The following is a 13,690-nucleotide window of genomic DNA, read 5'->3' on the forward strand; positions in this document are numbered from 1 at the left end:
GTGGTTTGAGATAGTCAATTTATTTCAATTAACTTTTTAAACTACAACTAGTGTTATCATTAACAGCAACACTGTTGTAGCCGCTAAAGCCGTTGTAGTTACTTTGTAATTTTTATTTTACTATGAATGTCTTACTAAGACCTTTCAGTCCTGTAGCTGAAACTTTCAGCTTTACAGTTCCTACTTTTTGTGCTGAACGCAAAATAGCCATTGCAAAACCGTTGTGAAATATCTTTTTATTGCCAGCAAACAAATCATCACTAGAATGATTTCCATTATCTACCGCGATTATAGTTGCAGGGCCGCTAACATCAAAAGTTACTTCTCCTGCAACAGTTGGCACTTTATTTCCATTACTATCCACGGCATATACTTTAACATATTGAAGATCCATACCATCTGCTTTCCAATTTGGATTTTCTGTTTCTAATTTTATAGCAACTGCTTTTCCAGTTGTTTGCATTTCGTGACGAGCAACTTCTTTTCCTCCTTTTCGGGCAATTGCAGTAATTTTACCTGCTGAATAAGGAACATCTTTCCAGTAAATAGTATTGCGTTTTGTTACCTCAGTACTATTTTTTTGTACACCAATAGATTTTCCATTCACTAATAATTCTACCTCATCGGCATTGGTATAGGTGTACAAATTGTATTTATTCCCTTCTACACGATTCCAATGCGCCGAAATCACTTTTTGTCCCACAACTTGATCGTTCCACATTTTCGATTCTCCTTCATTATCTACCACTCCGATATAAACTAGAGGTTCATCCGTAAAAATACTTTTGGTTAACCAAGCTTGTGGAAAAGGTTCCATTGAATGATTGAAAAACGAATAGTTCCAACCTTTTCTAGGCCAACCTTGGGATTCACCCCAATATTCGATTCCGCCCCAATAAGCCAGTCCTACCATTTTTTCTCTATCCATTCCAAAGTAAGGTGCCGCCAACTCATTGGTTACCGCCTCACTCTGATAAACAATCATATTGGGTGCATGTTTTAGATATTCCTGATAATCTTCCCAAGTGTAATTAAAGCTTGCGATATCTGTTACTGTTGACAATTCAGGTGGAACAATATTTTCTTTGATACGGAAATCCGGGTTGGCTCTAATAATCCCTCCAGCACGAGCGGGATACATGGCAACAGTAGTTTTACGGGTTGGATCGTAGCGTTTAGCCACTACATCCATAATTTTATAGGTAGTTACACCCCAATCGGTTGTTGGCCAATTCCAACGCTCTTCCTGAAACTGTAATTCATTTCCAAAACTCCACATGACAACCGAAGGATGATTGCGGTCACGTTTAATCCATTCCTTGATATTATCGTACCAGATGTCATTCCATTTCTCACTTCCAGCCCAAGCCTGAATACTTCCCCATTTATCGTATAATTCATCAACCACTAAAATTCCTTTTTCATCAGCAAGTCTAAAAAAGGACTCTGAATATGGGTTATGAGAAGTTCGAATGTGATTAAAACCAAAAGCTTTTAATTGATCCATCATTCTGGCAATGGCTGTTTCATGAGCAGCTGCACCTACTGCACCCAAATCATGATGATTAGCAACCCCTTTAAGAAAGACCTTTTTACCATTTAGTTTTAATCCAAATTCTTTCGAAAACTCAATGGTGCGGATTCCAAACTTTTCAGTCAGCTTATCAAGCACTTTACCATCTAATACCAATGATACTTCTGCTGAATACAAATTAGGTGTTTCGCAAGACCAAAGCTGTGGATTTGCGATGTTAACCTTTGGCAAAGCAACTTCTACTTCAACAAGATTTGATTTTTTAGGAGCGAAAGCTTTTGTTTCGGCTACTTGTTTTCCTTCTGGAGAGAATATTTTTGTAATAATTTCCAGTTGGTAATCTTTATTTTTAATTCCTGCTACTTCTACCTGTACGCTCACTTCGGCATTCTGATTAGTGATTTTTGGAGTAGTGATAAAAATACCATGACGAGCAATAGATACAGGATCTTTTACAACCAAATGCACATCGCGAAACAGTCCGCCACCGGTGTACCAACGGGATCCGCCCTCTGTAGAAGAACGAACAGCGACTACATTGTCAGCATCATATTTAATTAAATCAGACACATTAGATTCGAAACCAAGATAACCGTAACCAGTTCCCCCAATTTTCGTTCCGTTTAGCCAAACTTCACCATGCAGCATAATGCCTTCAAAATCAAGAAACACTTGTCTCCCAACCCAACTCGCATCGGCTTTGAATGTTTTTCGGTACCAACCTACACCCAAATCTTTAAATCCACGTCCACGGTTTGCTTCTTTGTTCCAAGGTTGTTCAAACTGAAAATCATGTGGTAAATCCAGCTTGCGCCAGTCACTATCATCGAAAATCAAATTTTGACCATTCGTGATTTCTCCAGTTTTGAATTTCCAACCAAAATTAAAAAGTTGGTTTATTCTAACATTCTCATTACTGTTCTGAGCAAAAAGAAATGTTGTGCAACAAAAGGCGATAATAATTGATAAAATTCTCCCGTTCTTCATGTTATAGTATTAAATAATTTAATAGAAAAAATTATTGATTATTCGATTCAATAATTCATTTACAAATCTATTTCCATGGGCTGTAAAAGGACTATTCAAAACAATTCAAAACAATTCATTTTGAAGCATAATACCAGTAATAATCACTGTTTCCCTACTCTAAGTCAAAAAATAGTTGCTGTCTGGGTTTCTCTAATAGCAACTTCTTCATAATGCTTCTAGAACTTTAGCTATAGTTTACAAATTGGTTTTAAAACTCCAAATCTGTCCGATAGTCTCACCTCCTTTATTGTCTTTTACAACAACTTTCCAATAGTAAGTTGTAGCGGGTAGTAAAGCACTTGTGTTTAGAGAAGTAGCCGTTATGTTGTTTCCAACTTTAGTTGTTGGCGAATTCACAGTCCCTAAAAAAACATCATAAGTAAGGGCATCATTAGTATCAACATCAGATGCTGTCCAACTCAAAGCCGCTGTCGTACCGCTAATGGTAGCATCGAATTCAGGCAAAACCAATTGTGGCATAAAAGGCAAATGATTAGTCACCGCTACAGCTTCAGTATAGAAGCTGTAGGTTGATGAATAATTGCTTGAAGCATTGTTACTATCAGTTGCTTTTACCCTCCAATAGTAGGCAATTCCTTTACTTAAGCTTGCTGTTTGGATAGGTAGCGAACTTTCGTCCGTTTTTACAATTTGTGTAAATTGATTGTCGGTAGCTATTTGTAACTGATAAGTTATTGGGTCTTTTTGAGCATCTGTTGAAGCATTCCATTCCAAACTAACCGTATTGTCAATACAAAGTTTGTTATTTATTGGAGCTACCAATGTGGGAACAGTTGGTGCTGTATTTTTAACTGTTTTTAAAGTATCATCACTTCCGCTACAAGAAAGCAACAAGAAACTTATAAAACCCGAGTATATATATTTTCTCATGTTTTTAATATTTTATAATCTTTACGCTTACAGGCGTTTCTAAATATACTTTTGCTAAATAGGCTCCTCTGGCTACTTTGTCTAAATTGAGTTGCACTTTCTGGTTGACAATAGTAAAATTGCCACTTGAAATTAATTGTCCTGCTACAGTATATAATTCAATGATTGCCTCTTTTTTAGTAGTTGGTACAGTAATTTCAACCCATCCATGAGTTGGATTTGGATAAACAGAAACATTTCCTCCCATACCTACAATGTTTTTTGCATAAATCCCTTCGCAGGCTTTGGCTGTTTTTACTTGCAATAAATCACCTTGTTTGACATCTACCGTAAATGAAGAAGCAGCTGTTTCGAATTGGGACACACCATTAACTAAAACTTCAAACGGTGCAGTTCCTTCGGTAATTTCTACAGCAACCTTATCAGAAGAAATAGTAGATTTTGCTGAAATAGTTCCTCCTTGAGCAATGACTGCTGTATAACATTGTTCAAAAGATTTGCCTGTAATAGTGATGCAAACTGAATACGTACCAGGTGTTAAATTTGAAACTGTAAGGCTGTTATTAACCAAAGGATAATTTGTACCATTTATTTTAGCTACGTAATTATAACTATTTAGTGCATTGATGATTATTTGTCCATTATTTTTATTAGCACAAGTTTCTGATTTAGATTCAATCGTGAAATTATTGTTGGCTAAAGTAAACTGTGCAATTGCAATATTAACAGTGACTACATTACTATTAGAAGTACCATCATTAGCTTTATAACTAAAACTGTCTGAGGTAGTATTAGAACCATTATGAACATAACTGAAAGTACCATTACTGTTTAAAGTTAAAGAACCATTAGTTACATTAGATACAAGAATAGCAGTAAGTACATTGTTTTCGGCATCGGTATCATTAGCCAAAACAGATGTACCATTACCAACAAGAGCTGCAGCGGTTCCTCCATTAGCTACCGAGACAGCATCAGCCAAGGCTATTGGTGCGTCATTAACAGGAGTAACTGTAATACTTACTGTAACTACATTACTATTAGAACTACCATCATTAGCTTTGTAAGTAAAACTGTCTGAAGTGGTTTCTGAACCATTATGAATATAACTGAAAGTACCGTTGCTGTTTAAGGTCAAAATACCATTAGTTACATTTGAAACAAGAGTAGCAGTAAGAGTATTGTTTTCGGCATCGCTATCATTAGCCAAAACAGTAGTACCATTTGCTGTCCCTCCTTCAGTCACTGTAATTGCATCTGCTACGGCTACTGGCGTATCGTTAACTGGAGTAACAGCAATACTTACAGTAACAATGTTACTATCCAAAGTACCGTCATTGACTTTATAGCTAAAACTGTCTGTAGTAGTTTCTGAACCATTATGAACATAACTAAAAGTTCCGTTTCCGTTAAAGGTCAGAGTACCATTGGTTACATTCGACACCAAAGTAGCGGTAAGTACATTGTTTTCTGCATCAGTATCGTTGGTAAGAACGCTTGTAGCTCCTCCAACTAAAGCACTTGAAGTGGCTCCCTCAGATAAAGAAATTTGATCTAAAACAGCTGTTGGTGCTGTGTTCATTGTAATAATTACCTGCTGTGTAGCTGTTTGAGAATTACCCGATTCATCGGTTACTGTCCAGATAACTGCAGTTGTTCCTTGAGAAAATGAAGAAGGAGCGTCATTACTTACCGTTAAATTATTAGTAGCACTACAATTGTCATCAACTGTTGGTGTACCCAGCTGAACTCCGGTAACAGGATCACTATTAGTTGTGCTAATTTGTATATTTTGTGGTGCAATTATAGTCGGCTTTGTAGAATCTGAAATGATAATATCAAAACTATGAATTGCATTCTCACAAGAATTAGTTGCTGTAATGGCTACCTGAGTTGTTCCTTTATTAAATTTACTACCAGAACCCGTCCCAGTTCCTGAGCCCGTTGTTGCTCCTGTAAAAATATAAGAATATGTTGGATTTTCAGAAGCTACTGCATTATAATTAACTACAGCATCACAGCTATTAGCAGCTGTAGTCCCGTTTGTGTTTGTTGGACTAGAAGTAAATGTTGGTTTCAAACAAACTGGTATATCAGCTTCAAGTCTTATATAATCATACATTACTTCTCCGCTAGTTGCACTACCTGTAACTCTTAGGGTAAAAGTAATTTGGTTGGCACCAGCTTTAAGATAACTGGCAGGAAAAGTAAAACGAGTGTCCGCAAAAGCACCATGAATCCCTTTACGAATCATGGCATTGCTATTATTACTTGGTGCAAAACCAGTTGCAGGCACGGTTACATTTGTACCATTTACGGTAAGAATTAATGCCGAACTAAAATTGGCAGCCAAGGCTACATATACTGATGCACTAGATCCTGTAACTGGTGCACTATCTAAATTGAAATTAACATTCCATTTAGGCGATTCGCTATGAATAGTTTTATTATAAGGATGTACAAAGTTCCAGTCGGTGGCAATATTGCTTTGTCCAATGGTAAAGTTCACTCCATTTGGAAATTCATCCGGGTAATTCATAAAGATTCCCCAACGTGCATCAGGATAGGTATTACTGGTCCACCAATCGTTACCATGTTTGAATTCCATGGCATTTCTATCAGATTTACCAATTTCCCAAACTGTTTTTGCTACTCGTGTAGGAGTCCAATTTACGTTCCCTAAAGCTGTTGTGCTACCAGCAGTTACAGTTGCATAATTAGACAACGAAAGCTGTCCATTGGCACCAGGACCAAAAGCAAACAAACTGTAAGTACCCGGTAAAACATCTGGAATACTAAAGTTACCATTCGCATCGGTTTTTACCCAGAACTGATAATTTTTACTCCAATCTTCAAAATCAGTTGAACTACTGCTTCCTGTAGGTGGAATTCCAAGTCCTACCCAGGTATCAGCAGCTGAAGCTGAAGCATTGCCTGAGTCATTTATCACTAACTTACCCGTTACTGTACCACGACCACTTTGTTTCACATAAGAAGGATTGTTGTGCCAGCTGTACGGCCATGCTGCCTGTTCGGTCTTGGCTTGTGTTTTAGCATTTTCCCATAAGGCTATTGGTGCATTAGCTGTACCAGCATCAACTTTGTTACAATAAATCAAGAATGGACCATAGTTTTTTTGCCATTCTTCACCAGCAGCAACGGAAGTTTCACTACCTTGTTCATAATGAGTTCCTCCAAGCATATTAAGTAAAACAGGATTAACATGTCCTGTAAGTTCACGCTTCATAGGTCCTCCTGGATAGTATTCTTTACTTGGTGCAGTAATCCACAAACCTACTTTATCGGTGGTACTACTCCACCCCCAGGTATCAATAGCTCCAAAATCGGCACTATAATCATATTTACATTCGTATTTATCTTTGTAAATACCTGTAGTTAAGCGGGTAATTTCTGGTGGTGCACCTGTTACCGCCGCAGCATTTAAAAGATCAGAACTACTTGGCATCAATCGGTTTCTCAAAGCATCTACACTCAACCAATCTAACCTTGGATTTGGATAACTGGCCATTCGCCATTCACCTCCAGGGAGAGCGGGATAAGTTGCCGGATGTGAAAGTGTTGCAGCGGCATACAATCCGGAAACATTTCTTTGAAGCGAATAATAAATATCTACATCCATCGCAGCTGAATTAGCCGTACCGTCCCAGGTCATGTGCATTTTGATTTCAGCTGAATCAAAATTGTTGGCACTTGGATCTGTAATTAAGGAATAGGTACAACCGGATGGATTTTGATAATTAGGCATGTTCCAACTCCAATAGATAGAGCCTCCACCATATCCCCCTTGAACCATTTCAAGTCCGTTGTAAATAAGACTCGTAACCGTTCCGCTGGTTTTGCTGATAGTAACTTTCACAATTCCGTTGTCCATAACAACAGTACTAGTATTATCTATAACTTTAACATCAGTTGGATCACCCGGATCAAAAAGACGAACTACAGGTGTAACTACGCCACTTCCATTTGTTTTGGCATAAACAATATATGGTTTAGAAGCATCACTTCCCAAAGCAATTGTAGCGTTTACAATTGATTTAGTTGCAGCTGTTGTAACATTTGGTCCTGCCGCATCAATACCAACTCCTGATTCCGAAGTTATTGGGTAATTTTGCACTTCAGTAAAAGTGGAAGTACCGCTTGCTTTTTTAAACACACGAACCGTAGCCGATGTTCCACTACCTATTAAGGCATCTTGGAATATAGTATATAAATTTCCTGCACTATCATTAATCAGCATATTACGGTTTGCATCTCTTGTGCTGATGTCTCCCAGCCAAGTCCATGTTTTAGCAACTTTATCAGTAAGACGGATGGCTGTACCTTTTGCACTTGTTGTATTAAAATAAGTTACAACAGGGCTATTAGTATCATCTATCGCAATACTGGTGTGACGAACAGAAGTCGTTGCACCTGTTGTAGTAGTTCCTGGAGCAACTGGGCTAACTGGCGAAATATCTTCCCAAATGTTATTTGTTAAACGAAAAACTTTAATCGCACCCGTACCTGAATTCGATGCTGATTGTTGGATATAAACTGCATAAGGGATATTGTTGGAATCAAAAGCAATGCCGTTTCCAGCAGCAAAAGTATCGGCAGAAACAGCAGCTCCTCCAACTGTTTCCCATGCTCCGTTGACAAAACGTTTTACATACGCATTACCTGAAGTGGTACCAACACGTTCTGAATACGCAATATAAGGCACATTATTATTGTCAAATGCTAAATCACCTCTCGCATCAGACGCAGCAAATGTAGCTGTACCTGCCGCAGTTGAAACAAAGTCATTTCCTATACTTAATGGTACCCATGCCCCTGATACAAGTTTTTTAACAGCTAATTTATAACTGTTATTTCTGTCTATGTAAGTAACATAGAGGTCCCCTATTTTGTCTTTATATAGTCTAGGAAAACCTGTAAGAGCAGATAAAGTTGTTCCCACTTGTTCCCATACACCAGTAGAAGGATTTTTCATTTTTACTTTACCCGGACCTGTAGCACCAGCACTATATGTGGCCTCAACATAGGCAACATAAGGTACGTTTCCTAACACAGCAATTGAGGTATAGCAAGAGTTTACCGAAGATATGTCGTTATCTTGGGCTATAACATTCCATTTCTGAGCAAAAGAAGTTTGTACAGTCAAAAAAGTAAGAACTGTAAAAGCAGTCATTCTGAAAGTCAACTTTCGAAAAAGAAACTGCACAAATTCAAAAAGTAGTTGTTTTTTCATGTAATAATTGGTTGGTTAGTGGTTAAATAATAATTCCAAATTTTATTATTTTGATAGTGTCAAAAATTATAATGGTTAGTCATATTTTTAATTCTTATCATGGTTTTAAACAATTAGAAAGAACGTAATGGTAAAATAAATTGGATTTCAAAATAATTTAGACCAGAGAACAAATTTAAATTTGAAGACAGTAAAAAGACTATTCAAAACAAATCAAAACCATTCATTTTGAAGCACAAAGTCATATATCACAGCTATTTCCCAAACTTTTAATCAAAAAAAAAGTTGCTACCCGAATTTCTCGAATAGCAACTTTTTTCATGTTGCAACAAACTATGTTGAATCTTTTATTTCTTAATTGACTCTAAATATTTGGATGGACTTACTCCAAAATGGCGGGTGAAAGTTCTGGTAAAATTACTGGACATACTATAGCCAACCTTATAGGCTGTTTCTGAAATATTATATTCACCACTTAACAAATACTCCAATGCTTTGTTCATACGAATTGTTGTAACAAAATCCAACAATGATTGATTAGTAAGTGCTTTTATCTTGCGATAGAACTGCGAACGACTCATATTAAGTAGTTCGGAAAGTGTATTAATATTAAATTCTTCGTCTTCCAAATTCTCATGTATATGTTGGACTACTTTATTAAGAAAAGCTTCGTCGGTAACGTTTATTGCAATTTTCTTAATTTCGATAGCAGAACCTTTCGAAAATAGTTCACGTAAACGTTGACGTTGCTCAAGAAGATTTCTTATTTGAACCTTAAGAACATTGGAATTGAAAGGTTTAGTAACATAAGCATCGGCACCAGTTTCGTAGCCTTCTAATTTCGACTCGTCTGACTGGCGTGCAGTAAGTAAAATTACCGGAATATGACTGGTACGTTCATCGGATTTCAATTTTCGACACAATTCTAATCCATTCATATCAGGCATCATCACATCACTTACCACAATATCCGGGATTGTCTCTATGGCTTGTAGTAAACCTTCCGAGCCATTGGTAGCTAAAATAATGCGATACTCGTTACTAAAGTTCAGGGCTATATAATTACGAATATCTGCATTATCATCGACAATTAAAAGTAATGGCAACTCATCAGAGGAATCCGTTGTTTGTACAGTATTGGCTAATAAACTTTCTTCTCCAATAATAAATTCTTGCTGAGAAAATTCCATTTTCGATTCTTCTTCTTCCTCTGAAATGGGAAGAAAAACCGAAAAAGTAGCACCTTGACCTAATTTACTTTCCAATACAATTTTCCCACCATGCAACTCTACCAATTCTTTAGTTAATGCTAATCCCACTCCGGAACCTTCTTGTTGTATATTCGAATTATCCGATTGATAAAAAATATCAAAAACTTTTTCCTGCTCTTCTTCTGATATCCCCTCCCCTGTATTGTGTACTTTTATCACAAGCATTCTATTTTCTTCATCTGGAACAGCAATATTTACAGAAACCTCACCTCCTTTAGGTGTAAATTTAAAAGCGTTGGATAACAAATTATTCAAGACCATATTCATTTTAGCAGCATCAAAATAGGTATTCAAATTGCTTACTGATGATTTTATTGAAAAATGTATTCCCTTGTCTTTTGCTCTTGATTCGAATGCAGCTGCTGCCGTTTTTACAAAAACAACAATATCCGACTGCTGCTTGTTTAAGGTCAAATGTCCAGATTCCAGTTTTCGAAAATCCAGTAATTGATTAATCAGTAAAAGTAACTGTTTAGCATTGCGGTACATCAAGCTATGATACTTGTTTACGGTTTCTTTATCCAGTTTTTCTGAAAGTATTTTTTCCAACGGATCAATAATCAGCGTAAGGGGCGTGCGGAATTCATGTGAAATCCCTGTGAAGAATTGAAGTTTAGATTGATGAATTTCTTCATTTTTGCTGATTTCAATTCGAGACATAATATATTTATGAATAAACACAATAATAGTACCTCCGATAATGGTATATATTACAAGTGCCCACCAGGAAAGCCACCATGGAGGGAGTATTTTTATTCTAAGAGAAGCCGGCGCATCACTCCAGATACCGTCACTATTGGATCCATAAACTTTGAATGTATAAGTTCCTGATGGAAGCTGTGAATAGGAAGCAGTTCGCATAGAAGCATCGGTAAAAGTCCATTCGTTATCTACACCTTCCAGTTTGTATTTGTATTTATTTCCTTCTGGGTTAGCATAATGTAAAGCAGCAAATTCTATACTGAATGTTTTATCCCACCATGTCAGTATAATTTCTTTAGTACAAAGAAGTGATTTTTCCAGTATAACTCGATCATTAACTTTTATTCCTGGCTGCACCACCTGATTCATCACATTTAACCGTGTGAAAACAACTTGGGGTTTGTATTTATTAATTTTTATATTTTCAGGAAAAAAAGAATTCAAACCATTTTGCCCACCAAAAAACATTTCACCTGATGTATTATCTCTAAAACAAGCATTTTGATTGAATTCATTACTTTGTAACCCATCGTTTACATTAAAGTTTTGGAGTTCAAATGTTTTGGTATTCATTCGGGTCAATCCTTTTTTATGACTTATCCAAATAGACTCTTTACCATCAAATAAAAGTCCCATTATGATTTCATCTGGCAGACCGTCTTTAATAAAAAAATTCTTAACCGTATTATCTTTTGGATTTAAGCGACTTAAGCCTAGATTTGTTGCAATCCATATCATCCCAGCATTATCTTCAGCTAGTGAATACAGTCTGTTAGAAATAAGAGAATCGTCCTTTCCCTCGATATGTACATATCTAATTGATTTAAAACTACCTAATTTATCAGATCTTCGAATTAACTTCGTCAACCCCTTATCTTCCGTAGCAATCCAAAGATTTTTTTTACGATCTTCCATGATAACTCGGATTTGTACACCTCCTGTAATCGATGGAGACAAATACACGAATTTATCATTTATCCTGTCGTATCTTGCTAATCCACTATAAGTACCAACCCAAAGCGTACCTTGACTGTCTTCCATGACCGAAAAAATAATCGGATTCGTGATACTTCCGGGTTTCTTTTTATCGGCTGCGTAATGTTTGAAAGTTTTGGTTCGAGGATCATATTTATCAAGACCTCCTTTAGTTCCTATCCAGACAAATCCGTACCTATCGCAATAAAGAGAGCGAACTCTTCTATTATCAATAAAATTTCTGTTATTAAAATAGGAGTATTTATTACCCTGAGGACTGGTTTCTATAATTGTTCCCCCCATTTCTTCTGTCCCTACCCAAAGTCTACCACTTTTATCTTTACAAATAGCTCTTACTTCATTACTAATTAGTCCTTTTCCCGGACTATCAGCATAATAATAATTAAAAGCTTTAATGTTTAGACTGGCATGATTTACCCCACCTCTTCGGGTACCTATCCACAAATTTTCAAAATTATCTATATAAGTGGTATAAATTGATGCGTCGTTAATTGAAAATGGATCATTATAATTTACTTTATAAGACTTTTCTTTTCCGGTAATTTTATTTAATTGCAGTAAACCAGATTCACTAGAAGTAAATTTATATTTATCGTTTTCCGCTACTTTAGGTTGAGCAATACGTTTTAGAATGTAAGGCGCTACATTTTTGGTAGGAAAGCGTTTAAAATTCTCATACTCGTAACTGTATTTATATAAATAATCTGGTTCTCCTGTTTTTATCCAGATGTTTTGTAATGAATCGTTAACTATAGCTTCTATCATATTATCTCCAAAAGCAGTAGAATCGTTATCATTCGCTCTAAAAACTTTAAATGAATATCCGTCGTATCGGCATGCACCACACCATGTTCCAAACCACATAAAACCATACTTATCTCTAGCTATAGTATGTATTGAGTTTTGAGGTAATCCATCATTTACTGTTAGATGATTAAATTTTAAAATATTAACCTGAGCTTCCAGTTGAAATACCGAAACTTGAAGTAATAAAAGGAATGCTGTTATAGTTTTGATTTTTTTATTTAAGATAGGCATTGGTTAGATGTTAATTCTTAATTCGATGGTTGGTAAATGCTAACACACAACAATATAATTGTATGAACAATAACAATTAATAAATTATCAATTTTTTATTATTGCAAACAAAGATACTAAACAAGGTTTAAAATTTTATTTTAAAAATTTGTCCGCTCTCTTTTAGTTTTTACTTAAAAAATGCTCCCTTACCATATTCATAATTCAATAAATATATCAATTCAAAATCACGGGCAATCAAGCGGTCTCTCTCCGGTCGTTCGCTTTGTTCCGTTCGGCTGTTCCAGTCGGTCGTACCTCCCTCCGTTCCACAGTACGGTCGTCAGCAACCATAAAGGCAGCTTGAAAATAAGCCGCCTTTATTTTTGCTTCCTCCCCCTCATCTTCACACGCTCTCTCCCTGCGTTCGTCGGGGCTACTGCAGCCACAATACAGCCTCATTTCGTTTCGCTTCCCTTGTCTGCGCAAGAAATATCTTTTCCATTTGAACTTCATTTTCATTAGTGCATAAAACCCGTCACCCTGAGCGCAGCCGAAGGATGCTCCACTACATTCCGGCAGTATTTGTGTCTGCCGCCCCTTGTTAATTGGGCGGTTGCTCTTTCGCCCAGCCATCGGGCTTGGCTCCGTTCGGTAAAAACCTCACTTTGCCCTAAATCAAGGTAACCGCCAAAAGGCGGTGTGCTTATTGTTAGCCCGCCGTTACACGCTGCTATCCCTACATTCCACTCCACTATCGTTACGTTTCATTCCCGGTCTAGCGTGGCTGCTCGATTGCCGCAACACCGCCACGGCGCTCCTCGTCCGCAAAAAAAAGTTCCTTGCCCCGAAAAAGGGGCACCACTTTTTTTGCTTCCTGCGGTGCTTGGGGGTGTTTAATTCACGTACCTTAAAAACACCGTTCACAAGTACGTACTGCATTTTCTCAAAAAGAAAAGAGAAAAAAGGCAGCAAGTTTAGCATCCATTCCTCACTTCC

At 36.9% G+C, this 13,690-nt stretch carries 4 protein-coding genes; all 4 read right to left on the bottom strand.

Translation table 11 applies throughout. The annotated features are described in order from the left end of the window. Positions 1–112: 112 nt before the first annotated feature. Entirely contained in the window at positions 113–2,521 is a 2,409-nt protein-coding gene (locus tag IEV84_RS15425) for a glycoside hydrolase family 2 TIM barrel-domain containing protein (protein WP_188495535.1), read from the bottom strand. A 237-nt stretch (positions 2,522–2,758) separates the two neighbouring features. After that, on the bottom strand, positions 2,759–3,454 hold the full coding sequence (locus tag IEV84_RS15430) for a glycoside hydrolase family 78 protein (RefSeq protein WP_188495537.1): 696 nt from the start codon (positions 3,452–3,454) through the stop codon (positions 2,759–2,761). 4 nt (positions 3,455–3,458) lie between these two features. Beyond that, positions 3,459–8,705, bottom strand: coding sequence for a cadherin-like domain-containing protein (locus tag IEV84_RS15435; RefSeq protein WP_188495539.1), 5,247 nt, complete (start codon positions 8,703–8,705; stop codon positions 3,459–3,461). A gap of 347 nt (positions 8,706–9,052) precedes the next feature. Further along, positions 9,053–12,712 carry a hybrid sensor histidine kinase/response regulator transcription factor gene (locus IEV84_RS15440; protein WP_188495541.1) on the bottom strand — a complete coding sequence of 1,220 codons (3,660 nt, stop codon included), beginning with the start codon at positions 12,710–12,712 and terminating at the stop codon, positions 9,053–9,055. Between the last annotated feature and the right edge of the window lie 978 nt (positions 12,713–13,690).

This window comes from Flavobacterium palustre (genome assembly GCF_014639535.1).
Classification (GTDB): Bacteria; Bacteroidota; Bacteroidia; order Flavobacteriales; family Flavobacteriaceae; genus Flavobacterium; species Flavobacterium palustre.

Excerpts from the sequence above, each read along its gene's own strand:
- IEV84_RS15425 (WP_188495535.1), bottom strand. The coding sequence starts at position 2,521 with ATGAAGAACGGGAGAATTTTATCAATTATTATCGCCTTTTGTTGCACA.
- IEV84_RS15430 (WP_188495537.1), bottom strand. The coding sequence starts at position 3,454 with ATGAGAAAATATATATACTCGGGTTTTATAAGTTTCTTGTTGCTTTCT.
- IEV84_RS15435 (WP_188495539.1), bottom strand. The coding sequence starts at position 8,705 with ATGAAAAAACAACTACTTTTTGAATTTGTGCAGTTTCTTTTTCGAAAG.
- IEV84_RS15440 (WP_188495541.1), bottom strand. The coding sequence starts at position 12,712 with ATGCCTATCTTAAATAAAAAAATCAAAACTATAACAGCATTCCTTTTA.